Source organism: Photobacterium japonica, from assembly GCF_050337005.1.
Lineage (GTDB): Bacteria > Pseudomonadota > Gammaproteobacteria > Enterobacterales > Vibrionaceae > Photobacterium > Photobacterium japonica.
In genome coordinates this window covers 31505-51060 of the sequence record NZ_JAKJSN010000025.1, presented here as the reverse complement: position 1 = coordinate 51060, position 19556 = coordinate 31505, and the positions used below count along the sequence as shown (strand labels likewise).

The window sequence follows — 19556 nt, the reverse complement described above, 5'->3', positions numbered from 1 at the left end:
TCCATCGAGTAAACAGGTTGATTACTTACGTTTGTTGCGGTTATATTACACCTACCACCCGACTTTGCAGCTTTATGCAAAGCACTTCACACAAACAGAAGGCGGGTGTGTAAATGGAATTGAAAAATACCACCTTCCTTCCATAATAGGACGGTCAATACAGAGATATTGATTTATAAAAGGACTTTTATGAGACATATCACCGATTTTATCGAGCAGCTTGAGAATGGTAATGACTCATTTAATATTTGGGTTTACGCCAGCCAGGGTCAATATAGTCAGTTCGGTAAGCAAGGGAAAAAAATTCGCACTCCCGCTCTACAGCGAGCATTGAATCAACACCTTCAGATCGTCGTAGAGATGAATAATGACTCAAGCAAGGATGCATATTTATTACTCCCAGAAGTGCATGCCGTTGTACCCGTTTTATTTCAAAACGGTCAGGTACAATCAATGACAAGACCCACTCAGTAAGGCCGTGTGACACAACGAACAATGATCAAGTATAAAACTAGGCTAGGTTTATCGCTTTCATCGTTGTCAGCACAGCAATAAAAAACAGACCTACTAAGGTCTGTTTTTTTATGTCTGTTCCTTACCATCCCGTCATGCGTCGCCAGCCTGTCACACTGCCTCTCGGTACATGCCGCAGTACGTGCATCGTTTATGGTTTTAGTATGTCGTTGTCGGTGTATCAGTCTCAGAGTAAGACGGTTTAGATGCAGACGGCGCACTCGATGCGACACTGTCAGATGTCACGGTACTGGGAACTATCGGCCCGGGCACAATCCGCGATGTTGGCATCACATTTCTGACACCTTGCTCACAGGCTTGCTTACCGTCTTCCCAACCTTGGTCGTAATCGGTGTCACTGTTTTCCAGTGTGACATCTTTCTGGTATTCGGTGTCCGTCACCCCCAATACACTCAATGCCGTTTCACAGCCCTGATTGTACCCATAGTGGTAAATACTATCGAAAGGGACATTATAGGTGTAGTCATCAGGCAGCAACTGATACCGATCCCACTCGTTTTCCCACTCCGCACTTGAGCAGCCTAACAACCCGAATACCAACCCGCCCACGCCAGCCAAATACACTGTCTTTTTCATTGTATCCCCTTTAGTATGCGTTTACTAAAGCGTAGACAACGGACGCCTTTTTGAGCGGATTACTATGAAGACACACCCGCCTGTTCCTTGCCTCACCACGCTGGAAGCGCAATGCGCTGACTTTCTGCAATCCAGCCCTGCCACGGATGCCGCCCATGATATTGACCACATCAAGCGGGTCGTGGCTGCCGCCAAGCAGTTTGCCCAACACGAACAGGCTGATCTGGCGGTGGTGATCCCCGCCGCATGGCTGCACGATTGCGTCACCTTGGCGAAAAACGATCCGAACCGGCATCAAGCCTCAGCACTGGCGGCACAAGCTGCGATACGTTTTCTCAGCAGCATTGCTTACCCTGAGCACTATTTTCCCGCGATATACCATGCGATTGAAGCGCACAGCTTCAGTGCCAATATCCCTATCACCAGCCGTGAAGCGGCCATTGTACAAGATGCGGATCGCATTGATGCCTTAGGCGCTATCGGCATTGCCCGCTGCATTCAAGTGAGCACAGGCTTTCAATCAGCGCTCTACGCGACAGACGATCCCTTCGGGTGCACCCGTCCACGCGATGACAAAGCCTACTGTATTGACCACTTTTACACCAAACTGTTTACCTTGGCCAACACCATGAACACCGCTGCTGCCCGTGAAGAAGCACAACGCCGCACCGCGTACATGAAAGGGTTCTTACGCCAACTAGGCCATGAAATTGGCGAGCTATTTCCCGAATAGCAGGTCTTAGGTTTTGGGTTTTGGGACAGAAAAAACGCACAAAAAAGGCGAACACCGTGTTGCGGTGTTCGCCTTTTTTATCGTGTGACGCTTACACCGATGTCGCCAGTGCCGCGTTTAAACGTTCAAAACCACGTTCAAGATCGGCAATCAAATCATCCGCATTTTCTAACCCAATGTGCAGACGCAATAATGGACCCGCATAGGTTTTTTTCGTCGCCGTGCGCAGGCTGTTAATGTTCTCATTAGCAAGGATCAAACTCTCAAACCCGCCCCATGAAAAGCCCATACTGAAATGCGACATACCGTCGAGCATCGCCGTCAGTGCGTCACTGCTGCCACGGTTTAAGACCACCGAAAACAAGCCATTACAACCGGTGAAATCGCGCTTGAAAAATTCATGGCCATCACAGCTTTCAAAAGCCGGATGCAACACACGATCCACTTCAGGGCGTTGTGCGAGCCAAGCGGCTACTTTCAGGCTGTTTTCCTGATGTTGCTTCATGCGTACACCCAAGGTACGCACACCGCGCATGGCCAAGTACACGTCATCAGGGGACGTACATTGCCCCATCAAATAGCTGCTCTCACGCAACTGCGCCCAACATTTCTCGTTCGCCACCGCGGTACCGAGCATGACATCGGAATGACCCACAATGTATTTGGTCGCCGCCTGAATAGAGATATCCACCCCGTGTTCAAACGGTTGGAAATTAATCGGTGAAGCCCAGGTGTTATCCAGCATCACGGTAATATCTTGTTCGTGTGCAATGGCCGCTAACGTCGGTACATCCTGCACTTCCATCGTGATCGAACACGGTGATTCAAGGAACAAAATGCTGGTGTTCGGCCGGATCAAATCGCGGATCCCTTCCCCGATCATGGGATCATAATAAGTGGTTTCGACACCCATTTTATCGAGAATGCTGTCACAGAAGTTGCGCGTTGGCTCGTAGACCCCATCCACCATCAAGATATGATCACCGGCTTTCACGAACGCCAAAATCGCATTGGTGATGGCCGCAGTACCACACGGGTACAAGGCACACCCCACCCCGCCTTCCAGCTCTACCATGGCATCCTGAAACGCAAAATGCGTATTCGTGCCTCGGCGGCCGTAGAAAAGCGCCTTATTCGCGCGATTGGCCGTCGCATGTTTCATCTCTGCCACAGAATCAAACACGATCGTCGAGGCGCGACTGACCGGAGGATTGACCAAGGACTGTGTCCACTGAGAAGAACGGCCGGCCGTCACAATTTTGGTTTCTAACGCTTTTTTACCCATGCTTACCCAAATTCCTTTTGTATTATTATTGTCTCATGACGTTCCTATTCCCTTGACGTTAACACAGTTACAGAAAGAATGGATACCGCCACGCAGAAAAAGCGCACATAAAAAAAGGGCCGCAATGCGGCCCCTCTAGCAAGTCAAACACCGTGATTACGGCTCGTCGGTGATCGGTTTTGGCATGTAGTGTGAACTATTCAAACCAAACAGTTCTGGCAACGATGTGCCTATCGAAATCGATGACCAAGTACCGGTCAAAATACCGATAAACATCGCAATCGAGAACCCTTCCAGCGGGCCACCGCCCAATAGCCACAAGGCCCCTACCGTGATCAAGGTCGTCCCCGATGTGATCATGGTACGAGAGAACGTGGCCGCAATGGCTTCGTTGTTCACTTCTTCAATCGATTTCTCCGGCTTGGAGATCAGTACTTCACGAATACGGTCAGCAATGATGATGGAGTCATTCAAGGAATAACCCATAATCGCCAGTACCGCGGCCAATACCGTCAGGTTGAATTCCATCTGGGTCGCAGCAAAGAAACCCAGAATGAAGATCACATCGTGTGCCAAAGCAAACACGGAGCCTGAAGCCAAACGCCATTCAAAGCGGTAGCTCAGGTAACCCAGAATACACAGTACAGATACCAACAAGGCCAAACCGCCTTGATCCGCCAATTCCTGACCCACTTGTGGACCTACAATGCTCGTGTTCAGCACGTGTAATTGTCCGTCTAACGGTTGCAGGATATGGCCGATATTCGGTGCTTCGCCTTGGGTTGGAATCGCATAGCGCAATACCCAACGCCCCGGTTCCCCTGCTGCGATCACACTCACATCTTGCTTCAGTGCCTTATCCATGAGGCCATCAATGTCATGACTCGGCACGCTGGCGTTCATCTGCACTTCTGTCACGATACCGCCGGTAAAGTCCAGCCCCCAGTTCAAGCCTTTCACCGCAATGGTCCCAATCGACAGCACCATCAATGCAACAGACACATAACTGGTGAAGTGGCGCCACTTCGTGGCATTTTTCATAGTAATAAACATCTTAAATTCGCACCTCACGACGTGCATCACGGCCCCAGACCACATTGATAATGGCACGGGAAGCAAAAATACCGGTAAACATACTGGTCAACAGACCTAAACCTAACGTCAACGCAAACCCTTGAATCGGGCCATTACCAATCGCGTACAACACGACGGCAGTGATCATGGTGGTGAAGTTAGCATCGAAAATGGTACTGACCGCACTGCTAAAGCCGCGATCAATGGCTTGGGCCATACTGCGCCCTTCTTTTAATTTGTCGCGGATACGTTCAAAGATCAGCACGTTGGTATCCACCGCCATACCGACGGTCAATACCAAACCGGCGATACCGGGTAGGGTCAATACCGCACCAGGGATCATTGCCAACAAACCGAACAGCATGATCATGTTGAAAATCAGTGCCACGTTGGCCACCCAGCCTAAACGGCGGTACCAAACAGCCATAAACAGCAAGGTCAAACCCATGCCTAAGCCCAGCGCAGCAAAACCGTTACTGATGTTTTCCGCACCCAGTGTTGGGCCAATCGTACGCTCTTCAACAATGGTCACAGGCGCCGTTAAAGAACCAGCGCGCAGTAGCAATGCCAGCTCTTGAGCATCCTCCATTGAACCGGCACCGGTAATGCGGAAGCGGTTACCCAACTGGCTTTGAATGGTCGCCACACTGATGATTTTGCTTTCTTTCACCGTTTTACCGGCGGCGTTGCGGCTGTATTCACTGAACGCGGTCGCCATTGGCTTACCAATATTGCGGCCAGAGAAGTCAGACATGATCTGACCCCCCGTGGTGTCCAGATTAATGTTCACCTCTGCCTGCCCCATTTCACCGAAGCTCGCACGGGCATCAATAATATGGTCGCCGCCCAGAATCGGCTTACGGGCAACACGTACTGGCTGACCATTTTCATCGGGCAATACCATGGTCAAACCGACCTCTTTCACCGGATAAAATGCCAAACTCGCCGTCGCACCAATCACGTTTTTCGCCGCTGCTGGATCTTGTACCCCTGGCAATTCAATACGGATACGGTTTGCACCTTGACGCTGTACCAAGGCTTCAGTAATGCCCAACTCTTCAATACGGCTGCGCATGGTTTGCAAGTTTTGCTGTACCGTCATGTTACGCAGTTCGGTTTTCTCGTCTTCTTTCAACACGATGTTCAAACCGCTGCCGCTACCGTTGGTCACCTGCCACTGCGGATATTGCTCTTTCATGTAATGGCGAATTTTGCTATTCGCTTCATCATCCGGTAAGCGAACCGATAACGCGTCGTCGCCATCTTTTGTCACGCGACCACCGCGGATCCCTTCTTTACGGAAGGCTTGACGCAGTTCATCTTGCAGCTGTGTGGTTTGCGCATTGAAGACTTGATCGACGTCGACATCAAGCAAGAACTGAACCCCGCCTCGTAAATCCAAACCCAGTTTGATCGACGAAAAACCCATGTCTTGCAGCCAAACCGGTGACGCTGGCGCCATCGCCAACGTCAGTTGAGATTCACTTTTCGGGCCCATTAGGTTCATTAACACTGAGCGCGCTTTCGTTTGCTGCGCTTCGTTAGTCAGGATCACGACGGTTTTATGGGGTTGCTGCTCAATACGCTTTACGTCGATCCCCTGATCAGTCAGGGCTTTTTGCAGTGTGACGACATCTGGCGTTGTCACGCCTTTTGCCGCAATTTGTACGGCTGCATCTTCACCATACCAAGTTGGAATAGCACTGAGCATCATCACAGCCAGTGTGATAACTAAGACGACATATTTCCATGCAGAATAATGGTTAAGCAGTCGATGAGGTTGTTGTTTTCTCATGATTTAACGCCAAATTATGCCGGTGAGCGCAGGCTATGCGCCCTCACGGCGATCGAAAAACCGCGGTTTCCCGATATCAAAATCAGACCGTCTCTGCCGCTATGGGCTGTACGGTCAATAGGGGCAATGGATCACGGGTGAAACGCGTTACAAATAAGCGCGTAACCACCTTGCAGCGTCACATTGAACCAATAAAAAATACGATGAATAGCTGGAGTTAAACGAGAGAAGAAGGGGAGAGATGGCGCTTATAAAGGAGGTTGCTGTCCTTCCAACCCGCAAGGCGGTTGCTGGCAGGCTCGACATTGAGCATCCAGTCCACATTCGGATGGAAGTCAATACGGTAGTCTTTCTCGAAACTTGGCGCAGGGGCAATCGGTAGCTCGATAGCCAGTGAATACAGCGGCTCGGCTTCATCGCTGTCATGGCGGAATAAGGTCGCCATGCGCGATGCGCCGGTTAACAGCGGATCTAAACTGCGCGTTTCCGTGGAATGCTGATTGCTTTGGGATTGCTCTTGCGTGGCATAGCGCATCGACACTTGATTGCCAAAATCCCACACCAACTCTGCGTAGTCGGAGAGATCCGGTGTTTGGGTCGTATCACGGTGCGATTGCGCATAAAAACGGTCAAAAGAGGCCGATTCAGCGAGGTGCAACGACACCGTGGCCGGTGACGGTAATACTGTGGCTAATGTTGCGCTGTAGGGGGCATTGGGCGTCGCGCCAGACACAGGCGTATCCAGGCTTGCTTGGCTAATGCCAGCACCCCCAATACACAGTATCAGCAGAAAAACGCGTAAAAATGCAGCGAACATATCAAAACCACTTATTATGACTTCACGCAAAATAGGACTAAGCCCCCTGATAGTCAAGTGATTCTTTACACCCATCTCCCCGCTCTTCACTCCTTTCTGTGAAGCATTTTCCCTTCGCGCCTACATATTTCGCAGGCTTGGGTATATAGTGTCCCTTTTCATAACAACAATATGCTTGTTATCTCAACGTATTACAGCGAAAAACACGCTCAACAACCGACAAGGAAGCAAACATGACAACTTACCGTATCGCGTTTATTGGTCTTGGCACGATGGGCTTTCCCATGGCCGGGCATTTAGCTGCCGCTGGTCACAATGTCACCGTTTATAACCGCACCACGGCCAAAGCGGAACAGTGGACGCAAACGTACACTGGGCACATGGCACTAACACCAGCTGATGCCGCCAAAGGCGCGGACTTTGTGTTTACGTGTGTCGGTAATGATGACGATCTTCGCCATGTGTACTGTGGTGAAAACGGGATTTTATCGAGCGTCACCGCCGGTACTGTCTTGGTAGATAACACCACCGCGTCGGCAGAAATTGCCCGCGAACTGGCAGCATTAGCGGCCGAAAATGGGGGGCATTTCTTGGATGCACCGGTTTCGGGCGGTGAAGCCGGTGCGGTCAACGGCTGCCTGACGGTCATGGTGGGGGGCGATAACCCGACCTTTGAGCGCGCGAAACCGGTCATGGATTGCTTCGCTAAAGCCACCACCCTGATGGGTGACACTGGCTATGGCCAAATCACCAAAATGGCCAACCAGCTATGCATTGCGGGCGTACTGCAAGGGTTGTCGGAAGCGATCTCTCTGGCGAAAGCCTCTGGCCTCGACATTGAAAAGATGATCGAGGTGCTAAAACACGGTGCCGCGGGCTCATGGCAGTTGGAAAACCGTGCCGCGACCATGGCCAATAACGCGTTTGATTTTGGTTTTGCCATTGATTGGATGCGTAAAGATCTCGGCATCTGTTTTGATGCCGCCGAGAAGCGCAACATCGCACTGCCGCTTGCTAAACAAGTGGATGAGAAGTACGCCGAGCTACAGCAGCGTGGCTACAGCCGTGCCGATACCTCGGTGCTGATCAAACAGTTTGATGACAAGTCACGTTAAGTCAGACTGCTTTAAGGCAAGATAGTAGACACAAAAAAACCGCCAAGCTGGCGGTTTTTTTATTTGTGTGTCCGAGTGCATGCACTCATGTATAGAACACAACGCGTGTCTTCGTCTTATAGGCTGATGAAGATACCCGCTAGTGCTGCACTCATCAGGTTCGCAAGGGTAGCAGCAATCACAGCTTTAAAGCCAAGGGTTGCCACGTCACCACGGCGCTCTGGTGCCATCACACCGATAGAGCCGATTTGAATCGCGATAGAACCAATGTTAGCAAAACCACACAAGGCAAACGTGATGATGACTTGGCTGTGTGCAGACAAGGTCTCTTTCACGCTCACGAAATCAAGGAACGCAACGAATTCGTTCAGGATCACTTTCTGACCAATGAATGCGCCTGCTTGGAGCATTTCATTCGCCGGAACACCAATGATGAAGGCCAATGGCGAGAACAAGTAGCCCAGCATGCCTTGTAGCGTCAGGTTCTGGAAGCCTACCAACTCACCCAAAGATCCTAGACCGGCGTTAGCCATTGCAATCACACTCACGAATGCAATCAGCATGGTACCGATAGCCACGGCCACTTTCATGCCGTTCATCGCACCCGCAGCCAACGCATCAATCGCATTACTGTGGTCACTCTTTGACATTTCGATGTCTGTTTGCTCAACGGCAACACTCTGCTCAGGCACAAGCAGTTTTGCCATCAATAGGCTACCTGGTGCCGCCATGAAGCTCGCTGCGATCAGGTATTTCAGATCCACACCCAGACCGGCGTAACCACCTAGCACACTACCAGCAACTGATGCCATACCACCGACCATGACGGCGAACAGCTCAGAACGGGTCATTTGTGCCAAAAACGGTTTTACCAACAGTGGTGACTCACCTTGAGACAGGAAGATGTTACCGGTTGCCACTAACGATTCTGCACGGCTTGTACCCAACGCTTTTTGGATGCCACCACCGATCACTTTGATGATCCATTGCATCACGCCGAGGTAATAAAGAAGAGAGATAAGTGCACTAATGAAAATAACGAGGGGAAGAACACGAACAGCGAAGATAAAACCTGTCGTCGCTAGGTCGCCAAACAGGAATTTGATCCCTTCATCAGCAAAACCGAGAACGCTAGCAACGCCACTACTCATTGCGCCTAGCATCTTCTGTCCCAATGGGAAATAAAGCACCAAAGCAGCAAAACTGGCTTGCAAGAACAACGCCCCACCCACCGTACGCCAGTTAATGGCTTTACGATTTTCAGATAGCGCGTACGCGCACAATACCAGTACCAAAATACCGGCCAAACTAATTAACAACTGCATTATTTCGTCCTGTTGCTTTGTCTATGTGTTGGGGTGTCGAAAAATGAAGGTGTTACTGCGTGCCATACAACGGGGAACATCGCTTTTGGGGAAAAAGCAAAATAGGTAGGTTCCAAACAAAGACGCTCGGAAAGTGTGGATTTGTCCGCCCAACTGTACAACATACAAGTCACCTAATTAACAAGCTAAAGTAATGCCGGTCCAACTCCGTGGGTCGTTCACATCTCCATGGTGACAGCTTGTAACTCAGGTGGCTGAACTCTATGGTTCTGGCCGGATGCGGAGTATATAGAGACTCATGTCACATTAACAACCCCAAAAACCGTTTTTTTTGTGATGCGCATTCAACTGAACAAATATCCATCAAATGTAAGAAAATGTTTCCATCTGTCAACTCCGTTGCCTTCCACCCGTATCATCCATTAATTTCATTCATCCTCTTGCACGCAAACGTTTTCTTTGCTGACATAAAAAACGCAACCAAAAGGTTGCGTTTTTCAACGTCATCTCGCGAATCACACCGTGCATTTATCCATTAGGCATAGGATCATCGGTATCTTGTTGTAGCACCTCTATCACATCTGCATACCCTTTCGGTGGCGGTGTCCAGCCACGCTCTGATGAAGCCTGTTTACTGTGACGTTCCGCTTTCATCTCTTCACTCAAAGCTTCTTCTAGCTGAATAAACAGATCGCGGTAAGTCGCATTAAACTTGCTGTCTTCGGTATTGTCTTTCCATGCTTGGTACAGCATTTCTTTACTGCGTGTTTCTGTTTCAACGAAGGTTTCCCGCAATTGCTCAGCACGGAATGGGTGGATACCCAAATCTTTTAACGCTTGCGTCCCTAACGTCAGTGCCGAATGGTACGTTTCGCTGATCATATAATCCGCACCCGCGTGACGCAGCGCATAATGATGGCCGCGATCATACGCACGCGCCAATATACGCACCTTGGGATAGGTATGTTTAACGTAATGCACCAACTCCACCGCCCGCTCCGGATCATCAATTGCCACTACCAACAACTTGGCGTCTTCAATGCCGGCGGTATGCAGCAGATCAGGCCGCGTTGCATCGCCGAAATAACTTTTGATGCGTATCGCACGCATGTTATCTATTTGGCCAGCTTCATGGTCAAGCACCACCGTTTTTACCCCATTAGCCACCAGCAAGCGGTTCACGATCTGACCGAAACGCCCAATACCCGCGATGATCACCGAGCCGGTTTCATCAATGGTATCCGCTTCACGATCATTGGCTTGATCTTCAAAACGTGGCAGTACCACTTTATCGAAGAAAATAAACAAGCCAGGGGTTAAGAACATGGAGATCGCCACCACCAAGGCCAAGACTTGGGCGATATCCGCCGGTATAACATGGTTCTGAGACGAGTAACTGAGCAACACAAAACCAAACTCACCGGCTTGTGCCAAGCTCAAGGTCAGCAAATAACGATCCGATCCTTTCACACGGAAAATCAGTGCTAATGCAAACAACACGGTCGCTTTGACCAGCATGACACCCAGCGTCAGCCCAAGTACCAAGAACAACTGGCTAAACAGCACCGAGAAATCAATGCCGGCACCGACCGTGATGAAGAACAGCCCCAATAATAGCCCTTTGAAGGGTTCGATATTGGACTCTAACTCATGGCGGAACTCACTGTTGGCGAGTACGACACCCGCCAGAAACGTCCCCAACGCGGGTGATAACCCCACCAAACTCATTAACGCCGCAATGCCGATCACCAACATTAACGCGGTCGCGGTAAAGATTTCTCGCACCCCCGATGCCGCCACAAACCGAAACAATGGACGACTGAGGTAATGCCCACCCACCACCACACTGGCAATCGCCGCAATCACCACTAGGGTGTACCCCCAGCCCGGCAAGCCCGCAACTAAACTCAGGTCTTCATGATGTTCCGCGGCTTGTTGCATCAATTGCTGCGCCTGCTCCACTAATTCGGGCAAAGCCAGCAAGGGGATCAATGCCAGCATGGGGATCACGGCAATATCTTGAAACAGCAACACGGAGAACGCATTGCGTCCCCCTTCGGTTTTTGACAACCCTTTTTCATTGAACGTTTGCAACACAATCGCGGTGGAGGACAGGGAAAAAATCAGACCGACCGCCAAGGCAATGGTCCAACCGACGCCAAAGGCAATGGCGATCCCCATCACTATCGCGGTGGTCAAGCCGACCTGCAGGCCGCCCAACCCTAACAGGCGGTGGCGCATATCCCATAACATGCGCGGTTCCAGTTCGAGCCCGACCAAAAACAGCATCATAACGACACCGAATTCGGCGAAATGCTGAATGGCCAGCGTTTCCGCCCCAACTAGCCCCACCACAGGGCCAATCACCACACCGGCAATCAAGTAACCCAGCACAGAGCCGAGCCCTAACCGTTTGGCAATCGGCACGGCAATCACCGCCGCACATAAATAGATAAAAGCCTGAATAAAATAACTGGTCATTGCGCCTCCCTGATCACCGCATCAAGATCCTTATTTAAAATGGCCATACGGCAAGCCGCTTCACGGTCAATCCGATCGGTTTTAATCGCTCGTAATAAACGCAGCCAATCCGCCACATGCGGTGAAACCCGCTGCTCTTCCACGGCCATGCGCGCGTTAAACAACGCAAACGGTGCCCAAAACTCCATCCCGGTCAAAATGGCCGTTTGCTCCAACGGTTGCAGCAGTTCTTTTAAGGTGTAGTGGTTATACCCCTCTGCGCAATAGGCCGATTCCGGTCCACCAGCCGTTAAGGCACAAAAGAAGGTTTTACCGTGCAATGCCGTGCCTTCCGAGCCATACGCAAACCCATACTCCAGCACCAAATCTTGCCATTCTTTTAAAATGGACGGTGTGGAATACCAGTAGAGGGGAAACATAAAGATAATCACATCGTGCTCACGCAGCCTCTGCTGCTCACGGTCAATATTGATCCTGAAGGTGGGGTATTCATGGTACAAATCCACCACCGTGATTCCTTCAAGCTGCTGAGAGGCCTGAAGCAGTGGAAAATTAACTTCGGAGCGAGCGGGTGAAGGGTGGGCAAACAGGATTAGTATTTTATTTTTTATCCCTGACATAATCTTCCTTTAGCGCAACATTGCCATCTAATTGAGAAAACAAGACGTTAGATTAAAGATTTTTATGCTGTTATTCAAATTTACTCATGGTGCGTATCTGCATCACTCTAAGCCCGATGTATCCCAATACACATAGACCGATTCCTCTTTGAGCTTAAATATCAGGCCATCGTTTCCCAAACCCGACTGGCGATACACCGGTTGACCGTGGTTATCTTGGTAGTTACCGGGGGTATTGCCGACAGGGATGAAGTCATAATTCACCCCATCAGATCGATCTAACGTGACGTGTCCCTGTCGTTGTGAAAACACACAAAAATACTGACCAGCCGGCTCACTGGCACCATGGGGATAGATATCGCAGCGCACATCCATGGTATCGGCATGTACCGACCACACGCTACTGCATACCCCGCCAATCAAGAGATACAAACAGATTCGCAGATACTTCAAGCGACGCATGCCGCCGTGCAGACACGTTGACATTCAGCTTCTCTCCGATCACTTCAATTAAATCAAGTGTAGTTGAGAAAAGCCCGAATTATTGCTCGCGAATCGGTGCGCATTGAGGTAGGTTGGCGGTGAACTATTGATACAGTTAACATTAATAATTATGTCGCATCGCTCAGCCTCCATGAAATCTCATTCCGTCACACGGCCTATCTCCTCACGGCGTGTTTTAACCGCCTCCCCCATAACAGTGGGGGTGTTATCACTGATATCGCTAGGGTTACTGTTCGCCAGTCACGCATCCTACGCCGCATGGCATCTTACGGAACAGAAGTTACTTAACTTCACCGACAGTTACGGCAACATCACGTTGCGTAACATGGGCGATATCCGTTTGCCGGATCCCCTGACGGTGGCAGGTAACCTCAATCTTGAAAACAGCCGTATTACGCAGCTCCCGAAATCCCTCACGGTCAAAGGGAATGTGAATTTAGCATACAGCGATGTCACCACGCTGCCCTTGATGATCCACGTTGAAGGTTACATCAATGCCGCGCATTCAAAAATCACCGCGCTGAATAACGGGTTACAAGTGAAAGGGGATTTAAGTTTGATGGGCACAAAAATAACGACCTTGCCGCCGTACCTTTACATTGGAGGAAATCTCTATCTTGCCAATACCGGTATCACGACTCTGCCCACTTATTTAGTGGTTAATGGCAATGTTTTCCTTGGCGGTGCACCGGTAACGTCCATTCCTGACAGCGTAGAAGTCAATGGAAATATATATCGTTGAGCCCAGAAAATAAAATAATCATGTAAAGTATCAAATAAAAAAGGGAAACGTTTGCGTCAAGATAAAATACAAATAGAATTAGCGTTATTAACAAGAAGATAAAACGGGATAAAAATTAAGGCGGGGAAAAAAGATATTGCCAGAAACATAGGATCACTGCATGTTTCTGGCCGACTTTGTTACAATTTACATTTTTACAGATTACAAATCATAAAGATAGCGTCTTTGCTTCTTCTAAGTAAGATTACTTCGATTTGTTTTTTAGACTAGTAGTCTGCGACTGATGATAGAACCACTGTCGACGGTTACGATTAGCCATAATATACCTCTCATTTTTCCAAAACGAGTAAGGTTGATATTTCAATAATTAATACCGTTCTTACTCTTCCATACCATTCTACTTTACCTGTTAAGTTGTGACGTCCGTATGACAAACAGATAAATATAAAATGTCATTACTCACTGGATAAAACAACGACACGACGCTTTCAGAGCGATGAGGTTCGATGAACATTCAGGAGTTAAAGAACTGTGATAAGCATTGAGGGAGAAATTGAAATGACCTTAAGTTATGAGTTAAGGGTTCCAGCAGGAAGAATTTCACCTCTGTTTTTTGCAATCAACAAACTTTAATATAAAAGTCCACTGTGTTTTTTGCAATACTCTTTTTACCTTTTTTTGTGATTATCATCATTTATTTCACTCAAATACCCCTTAACGCACTGCTATCACGTTGAAAATATACCCATTTACGATAATGGCATCGTATTCAAAATAAACATAAAAAAATCACGCGGTCAGCGTGCTAATCGGGTGATTGAGGGGAAAAACACGAAAAACACCGCTTCTCACCTTGCATTGACACCCTGCCCTCACCTGTTAGCCTTACAGATGAACCCATAAAAGGTCACTGTCATGGGCATGTATTCGATCACGTTAGAGCAAACCGCCAACGTCCCTAAAACGGTCTTGTTCCAACTGCTCGCCGATCACGACAATTTGGACCGCTTTTTTAGTGGGCGCTATACCCTGATCCGCGCGGGCAAACCGGACACCAATGGCATTGGGGCGATTCGTCAGGTCTCTGATGGCTGGTTTTCCACTCAAGAACAAGTGATCGCTTACAAAGAAAATGAACATCTGCAATACAAGATCATCCAAGGGGGGCCAGTCAAAGAACACGGCGGCTGGATCAAACTCCAGAGCCTCAGCGCGGAACACAGTCTGATCCACTATCGTATTATTTTCAGCCCAAAAATACGCGGCACAGGCTGGCTGGTTGGATGCTTTTTTAAACACCGAATCAAAAAAGCCCTGCTAAACCTTGCCGCCTACAGTGAGTTAACCTGGCAATCGCCTTCTCCATAGCTCTCTTGGGGCCAATCTGCCTCATCCGTCTGTTAGCCATACTGTAACGTGAATATAAAATTCGGCGTGTAATTTGATCCAGTCGATAGCCAACAGGGCCTATCGCTCTTTACTATGAATCTCTATTCATTGTTTAAGGATTTTCTATGATGCAACATCAGCCGTTATTGACCACCTCGCGCTTGATACTTCGTCCTTTCCAGCTTTCCGATGCGCATAAGGTGCAACAATTAGCGGGCGAAGAACAAATCGCCAATGGCACCATCAACATCCCCCACCCCTACACGGACGGTGTGGCAGGTCAATGGATTGGTAAACTGCTGGCGGATTGGCACCGTGGGCACTCTGCGATTTACGCAATTACTCTCAAATCGTCCTATCGACTCATTGGCTGTGTCGGTCTGCATAATATTGCTGATGGCAAAGCCCAGTTGGGTTATTGGATTGGTGTCCCATTTTGGGGACAAGGCTATTGCACCGAAGCGGCAGAGCGTATTACTGAATTTGGCTTCAAGCGCCTTCAACTCGATACCCTTTACGGTCAACACTACAGCCAAGAAACACAGCCCGGAAAAGTGATGCAAAAAATCGGCATGCGTCATGTCATGACCAAAACCGACGCCCTGCGCGTTGATCGCCTGTCTGTCGATTTGGAATATTACGAAATGAAATGTCCGGAAGAAATGAAACAGCCTGAACCTATCCCTGCTCTGTCATGAGCAGGGGAAACCCTGCCCCTTGATGATCATCATGCTCCGCCACCCACTGATATTGGTCATCTCCTGCTTTTTCGACACGCATAGCTCACCCGAACCGATCTTCATACTGATACATTCTCAGCATCGCAAAACAAGATTTTTATTTCACATTCAATAACATTGACAATAACGCTTCATATTTTTGTGTATTTTGCCCTGCCCTTAATCAGCCAATAGCTATACTAACAATGATCACTTTAAGGGAACCTGACGTATCTTTCAGGCATGTCGATAAACGAGTATCACACAATTCCCATCATGACTTGGGGGTAACCGCTAGCTCTTCATGACGTGTGATTGGTAAACGTTTGAATGTACAGCATTCCGTGAAAAATGCGTGATTCGGTGAAAGATACCCATTCAAGGCAGGTCATATGTTGTGAATATGACAGTAAGCCTTTACAACGGAAAACGATAGAAACGCTGATTAAAGCGACACATAACAAGCAATGAGGTGTAGATTATGTTGAACTTAAAAGTATTAACAACAGCAGCCGTTATCCTGATGTCCTCTTCTGCTTTCGCAGACATTCGTGTGGCTGACACCCACAATGGGGCATGGGTAACAGTGACCAATAACGGTCAACCCGCTGCGAATGCATCTGTAAGTGTGGCTAACGTGCCACAGCAACGCCAAACCTACCAAACTGACGAAAATGGCCGCGTGTTTATTCCACTCACCTTAGAGAATTCACGCTCAATCAAATACAAAGCCACCACCAAAGACGGTAAAACGTCATCTCGCTTTGCTTTCCACTCTACAAACAAATAATAAAATCAACGAATTCCATTTTTAACCGCTTGTTTGATAACTTGTTTATCATCAACAAGGCACCTAACAAGAAGGCACCTAGATAGGTGCCTTCTTGATTACGTATGAGACGCATAATCACGCCGATTCAGATCCCGCGCCAATACCAATGCCAGTCCGATCATCTGTAGGAACAGCGCCAAATTACGCATTTGAGAAATGTCTTCCATTTTCTGGGCGTGTTCAGCAATCAAACGTAAGTTATCCAAATATAGTCGATCAACGTTGTCTCGCAATTCACGCTGTGCCTCATCCAATTGATCCATCATGCTCGGTAATGTCGCCACACTGATCGTTTCTGGCGCTTGGGGAAGCCAATCATCTAATGCTTTCACTATTTCACGGTCTATCGCCGCCGGTATCTTCTGACCTGACACCTCACTCACGGTTAAAACGGTCATAATGTGCTCTCGCTTACGCGACAAGGTTTCGACCTGTTGCCACACCAGACGGATCAACTTGTCATTGCTTTGCTGTTCTTGTACCAACACGTTCGCCTGTTGGGTCGCATCATCAATGTAAAAATTGGTCATCAATGCCGACACGATATTCAGCAATAATCCCAGCCCCACCACGACCCATGTTGGCAACCCATCTCTGATCGTAAACGCACGCTGACCGGTCTGTTTGGTTTGATCATCATCCATCGCCTCCCTGCTACTCCTTCCGCTTTACGCTGCAATAACCTTCAGTATGGCAAATGCACCTTATTATTGGTGTGAATAGCCTCCTTGCAACACCGTAACGGGGACATTGCTTTGGTAGATTGCCCTCTACCTGTCTACCTTTATAAGTACGCTTTAAACGTTGTGACTTCAAAAAAGGAATGCTTTTCAATGGATAACGCTATGCTTCATGCTACACGTACGGTGCGCTTGTCGGGCGATGATCCCGAACAAAAACGCCAACAACTGAAACAGGCTTTCTCCCAAACGTGGGCCCTGTATGAGTCTCTATTTGACGTCATCACTTCAGAGGAAGGCTTTTACTTCAAAGCGGAACCCCTTCGCCATCCACTCATCTTTTATTTCGGCCATACGGCGACCTTTTATATCAATAAGCTCAAACTCGGCAAATACCTCGAGCACCGTATTAACCCCCGCTTTGAATCCATGTTTGCCATCGGGGTGGATGAAATGTCATGGGATGATCTTGATGACAACCACTATGACTGGCCCAGCGTCGAGGCCGTCAAACAATACCGGCAGGCGGTACACTCTGCCGTTCTGATGTTCATTGATACCCTGCCTTTGTCACTGCCTATTACGCAAGATTCCCCAGCATGGGTGATTTTAATGGGGATCGAACATGAGCGGATCCACCTTGAAACGTCCTCGGTGATCATTCGCCAACTTCCGCTGTCAGAGGTTTCACCCCATCCTCGCTGGTCTGCCTGTCTCGACACCGGCACAGCGCCAAATAACGCGTTATTGTCCGTTTCCGGTGGACACATTACGTTAGGGAAAGCCAGTGACTCAGACACGTATGGCTGGGACAATGAGTACGGCGAACAGCCCTGCCAGGTGGAGGATTTTCAGGCCAGCCAGTATTTGGTCTCCAATGAAGAATTTCTCGCCTTTGTACAAGCCGACGGTTACCGGCACCCGCGTTTTTGGAATGAAGAAGGCAAGGCGTGGTTAGCCTTTACCCAAGCCACCATGCCCCGTTTCTGGCGCTATCGGGATCAACAATGGTTTCAGCGCAACCTGACAGAAGAGATCCCGCTGCCACGTAACTGGCCTGTGGAAGTCAATCAACTGGAAGCCAAAGCCTTTTGTCACTGGAAAGCAGAGCAGCTACAACGGCCAATACGGTTACCCACCGAAGCCGAATGGTATCTGTTGCGGCAGAATATCGAACTCGATTCGCCCGATTGGGATGAACCCCCAGGCAATATAGAACTGCACTATTATGCGTCTTCCTGCCCGGTCGATCGCTTTGTGCATGAAGGATTTGGTGACATAGTGGGTAACGTTTGGCAGTGGACAGAAACCGCCATAGATGGCTTTCAAGGCTTTGCCGTGCACCCATTATACGATGACTTTTCTACCCCTACCTTTGACGGCAAACACACCCTGATCAAAGGCGGTTCGTGGATTTCGACGGGCAACGAAGCCACACAGCTCTCACGCTATGCATTTCGCCGCCACTTTTATCAGCATGCGGGGTTTCGTTATATTGAGTCGCAGCAAGATCCTGAATCCATGACGCGCCTGAATATCTATGAAACTGATGAAGTGATTTCACAATACTTGGAGTTTCATTACGGGGCGGAATACTTCTCGGTACCGAACTTCTGCTTAAACGGGGTCAAACAATGCCTGCAAGAAGTGCAATTGCCTCATCACCGTAAAGCGTTAGACATTGGCTGTTCTGTCGGACGCGCCACGCTGGAACTGGCCAACACCTTTGATCATGTCGATGGCATCGACTTTTCCGCCCGCTTTATTCAACAAGCCTATTCGCTGATCGAACAAGGCGAAAAACGCTACACCATCAAAACGGAAGGCGAATTGGTGGAATTCAAAAGCGTCACGCTGACCGAGTTAGGCTATCAACATGCCGCTGAAAAGGTGTATTTTTCGCAAGGGGATGCCTGCAACCTCAAACCTCAATTTACCGGTTATGACTTGGTGTATGCTTCAAACCTGATCGATCGCTTGGGCGATCCAAAACGCTTCCTGACCACCATCCACCAGCGTATCCAACCGGGGGGCTATTTGGTGATTGCCTCACCGTACACCTGGCTGGATGAATACACCCCCAAACAGCACTGGCTGGGGGGGATTAAAGTCAACGGGGAGAACTTCACCACGCTCGACGGTTTAACGGAAACCTTGATTCCGCAATTTGAACTGGTTGCGGTGAAAGCCATCCCGTTTGTGATCCGCGAGACGAAGCGTAAATTCCAGCATACTTTGTCAGAAATGACCATTTGGCGGAAACGCTAGCGGAAAAAAAGCAGGCCACGCAACCTTATGCGTGGCCTGCTTATCATGTTTTTATCAGCATCTGCCT

General features: G+C 49.0%; 18 protein-coding genes. 8 read left to right on the top strand and 10 right to left on the bottom strand.

Annotation, left to right across the window (positions count from 1 at the left end):
• Positions 1-189: 189 nt before the first annotated feature.
• The gene (locus L4C36_RS11180; protein ID WP_428477881.1) at positions 190-474 is read left to right on the top strand and encodes a hypothetical protein; all 285 of its coding nucleotides are present in this window, start codon (positions 190-192) and stop codon (positions 472-474) included.
• Between the two features lie 198 nt (positions 475-672).
• Here the strand turns inward: L4C36_RS11180 and L4C36_RS11175 are convergent, their stop codons facing one another.
• Positions 673-1110 carry a hypothetical protein gene (locus tag L4C36_RS11175; protein WP_428477880.1) on the bottom strand — a complete coding sequence of 146 codons (438 nt, stop codon included), beginning with the start codon at positions 1108-1110 and terminating at the stop codon, positions 673-675.
• Between the two features lie 64 nt (positions 1111-1174).
• Between L4C36_RS11175 and L4C36_RS11170 the strand changes: the two genes are divergently transcribed.
• Positions 1175-1843: an HD domain-containing protein gene (locus tag L4C36_RS11170; protein ID WP_428477879.1), complete on the top strand. Its 669-nt coding sequence runs from the start codon at positions 1175-1177 to the stop codon at positions 1841-1843.
• A 91-nt stretch (positions 1844-1934) separates the two neighbouring features.
• Here the strand turns inward: L4C36_RS11170 and L4C36_RS11165 are convergent, their stop codons facing one another.
• The 4 genes from L4C36_RS11165 to L4C36_RS11150 form a co-directional block, all read right to left on the bottom strand.
• Positions 1935-3128, bottom strand: a complete 1194-nt coding sequence (locus L4C36_RS11165) for a cystathionine beta-lyase (RefSeq protein ID WP_428477878.1) — start codon at positions 3126-3128, stop codon at positions 1935-1937.
• Positions 3129-3284: 156 nt separating this feature from the next.
• A complete protein-coding gene (secF, locus tag L4C36_RS11160; RefSeq protein WP_428477877.1) occupies positions 3285-4181 on the bottom strand; it encodes a protein translocase subunit SecF in 897 nt (298 codons plus the stop codon).
• Position 4182: 1 nt separating this feature from the next.
• Positions 4183-5997: a protein translocase subunit SecD gene (gene secD / locus L4C36_RS11155; RefSeq protein ID WP_428477876.1), complete on the bottom strand. Its 1815-nt coding sequence runs from the start codon at positions 5995-5997 to the stop codon at positions 4183-4185.
• 217 nt (positions 5998-6214) lie between these two features.
• Positions 6215-6814 carry a hypothetical protein gene (locus L4C36_RS11150; protein ID WP_428477875.1) on the bottom strand — a complete coding sequence of 200 codons (600 nt, stop codon included), beginning with the start codon at positions 6812-6814 and terminating at the stop codon, positions 6215-6217.
• A gap of 233 nt (positions 6815-7047) precedes the next feature.
• Between L4C36_RS11150 and L4C36_RS11145 the strand changes: the two genes are divergently transcribed.
• Positions 7048-7929 carry an NAD(P)-dependent oxidoreductase gene (locus L4C36_RS11145; protein ID WP_428477874.1) on the top strand — a complete coding sequence of 294 codons (882 nt, stop codon included), beginning with the start codon at positions 7048-7050 and terminating at the stop codon, positions 7927-7929.
• A 116-nt stretch (positions 7930-8045) separates the two neighbouring features.
• Here the strand turns inward: L4C36_RS11145 and L4C36_RS11140 are convergent, their stop codons facing one another.
• The 4 genes from L4C36_RS11140 to L4C36_RS11125 form a co-directional block, all read right to left on the bottom strand.
• Positions 8046-9254, bottom strand: a complete 1209-nt coding sequence (locus L4C36_RS11140; RefSeq protein WP_428477873.1) for a NupC/NupG family nucleoside CNT transporter — start codon at positions 9252-9254, stop codon at positions 8046-8048.
• A gap of 528 nt (positions 9255-9782) precedes the next feature.
• Entirely contained in the window at positions 9783-11735 is a 1953-nt protein-coding gene (locus tag L4C36_RS11135; protein ID WP_428477872.1) for a monovalent cation:proton antiporter-2 (CPA2) family protein, read from the bottom strand.
• Positions 11732-12355 carry an NAD(P)H-dependent oxidoreductase gene (locus tag L4C36_RS11130; RefSeq protein ID WP_428477871.1) on the bottom strand — a complete coding sequence of 208 codons (624 nt, stop codon included), beginning with the start codon at positions 12353-12355 and terminating at the stop codon, positions 11732-11734. The genes L4C36_RS11135 and L4C36_RS11130 overlap by 4 nt, the downstream gene beginning before the upstream one ends.
• A gap of 102 nt (positions 12356-12457) precedes the next feature.
• Positions 12458-12841, bottom strand: a complete 384-nt coding sequence (locus L4C36_RS11125; protein WP_428477870.1) for a hypothetical protein — start codon at positions 12839-12841, stop codon at positions 12458-12460.
• 220 nt (positions 12842-13061) lie between these two features.
• On the opposite strand from L4C36_RS11125, the gene L4C36_RS11120 reads away from it, so the two are divergent.
• The 4 genes from L4C36_RS11120 (at position 13062) to L4C36_RS11105 (ending at position 16499) form a co-directional block, all read left to right on the top strand.
• Positions 13062-13601 carry a hypothetical protein gene (locus L4C36_RS11120; protein ID WP_428477869.1) on the top strand — a complete coding sequence of 180 codons (540 nt, stop codon included), beginning with the start codon at positions 13062-13064 and terminating at the stop codon, positions 13599-13601.
• 915 nt (positions 13602-14516) lie between these two features.
• Positions 14517-14969, top strand: a complete 453-nt coding sequence (locus L4C36_RS11115) for an SRPBCC family protein (RefSeq protein WP_428477868.1) — start codon at positions 14517-14519, stop codon at positions 14967-14969.
• 146 nt (positions 14970-15115) lie between these two features.
• Positions 15116-15688: a GNAT family N-acetyltransferase gene (locus tag L4C36_RS11110; RefSeq protein WP_428477867.1), complete on the top strand. Its 573-nt coding sequence runs from the start codon at positions 15116-15118 to the stop codon at positions 15686-15688.
• Positions 15689-16190: 502 nt separating this feature from the next.
• On the top strand, positions 16191-16499 hold the full coding sequence (locus L4C36_RS11105; protein ID WP_428477866.1) for a hypothetical protein: 309 nt from the start codon (positions 16191-16193) through the stop codon (positions 16497-16499).
• A gap of 98 nt (positions 16500-16597) precedes the next feature.
• Here L4C36_RS11105 and L4C36_RS11100 read toward each other — a convergent pair whose 3' ends face one another.
• Positions 16598-17185: a hypothetical protein gene (locus L4C36_RS11100; RefSeq protein WP_428477865.1), complete on the bottom strand. Its 588-nt coding sequence runs from the start codon at positions 17183-17185 to the stop codon at positions 16598-16600.
• A gap of 189 nt (positions 17186-17374) precedes the next feature.
• Between L4C36_RS11100 and ovoA the strand changes: the two genes are divergently transcribed.
• A complete protein-coding gene (ovoA, locus tag L4C36_RS11095) occupies positions 17375-19489 on the top strand; it encodes a 5-histidylcysteine sulfoxide synthase (protein WP_428477864.1) in 2115 nt (704 codons plus the stop codon).
• The last annotated feature ends 67 nt before the right edge of the window (positions 19490-19556 follow it).

Bases quoted from the DNA above. Each gene is read 5' to 3' on its own strand.
- L4C36_RS11180 (WP_428477881.1), top strand. From the start codon at position 190: ATGAGACATATCACCGATTTTATCGAGCAGCTTGAGAATGGTAATGAC.
- L4C36_RS11175 (WP_428477880.1), bottom strand. From the start codon at position 1,110: ATGAAAAAGACAGTGTATTTGGCTGGCGTGGGCGGGTTGGTATTCGGG.
- L4C36_RS11170 (WP_428477879.1), top strand. From the start codon at position 1,175: ATGAAGACACACCCGCCTGTTCCTTGCCTCACCACGCTGGAAGCGCAA.
- L4C36_RS11165 (WP_428477878.1), bottom strand. From the start codon at position 3,128: ATGGGTAAAAAAGCGTTAGAAACCAAAATTGTGACGGCCGGCCGTTCT.
- secF (WP_428477877.1), bottom strand. From the start codon at position 4,181: ATGTTTATTACTATGAAAAATGCCACGAAGTGGCGCCACTTCACCAGT.
- secD (WP_428477876.1), bottom strand. From the start codon at position 5,997: ATGAGAAAACAACAACCTCATCGACTGCTTAACCATTATTCTGCATGG.
- L4C36_RS11150 (WP_428477875.1), bottom strand. From the start codon at position 6,814: ATGTTCGCTGCATTTTTACGCGTTTTTCTGCTGATACTGTGTATTGGG.
- L4C36_RS11145 (WP_428477874.1), top strand. From the start codon at position 7,048: ATGACAACTTACCGTATCGCGTTTATTGGTCTTGGCACGATGGGCTTT.
- L4C36_RS11140 (WP_428477873.1), bottom strand. From the start codon at position 9,254: ATGCAGTTGTTAATTAGTTTGGCCGGTATTTTGGTACTGGTATTGTGC.
- L4C36_RS11135 (WP_428477872.1), bottom strand. From the start codon at position 11,735: ATGACCAGTTATTTTATTCAGGCTTTTATCTATTTATGTGCGGCGGTG.
- L4C36_RS11130 (WP_428477871.1), bottom strand. From the start codon at position 12,355: ATGTCAGGGATAAAAAATAAAATACTAATCCTGTTTGCCCACCCTTCA.
- L4C36_RS11125 (WP_428477870.1), bottom strand. From the start codon at position 12,841: ATGTCAACGTGTCTGCACGGCGGCATGCGTCGCTTGAAGTATCTGCGA.
- L4C36_RS11115 (WP_428477868.1), top strand. From the start codon at position 14,517: ATGGGCATGTATTCGATCACGTTAGAGCAAACCGCCAACGTCCCTAAA.
- L4C36_RS11110 (WP_428477867.1), top strand. From the start codon at position 15,116: ATGATGCAACATCAGCCGTTATTGACCACCTCGCGCTTGATACTTCGT.
- L4C36_RS11105 (WP_428477866.1), top strand. From the start codon at position 16,191: ATGTTGAACTTAAAAGTATTAACAACAGCAGCCGTTATCCTGATGTCC.
- L4C36_RS11100 (WP_428477865.1), bottom strand. From the start codon at position 17,185: ATGGATGATGATCAAACCAAACAGACCGGTCAGCGTGCGTTTACGATC.
- ovoA (WP_428477864.1), top strand. From the start codon at position 17,375: ATGGATAACGCTATGCTTCATGCTACACGTACGGTGCGCTTGTCGGGC.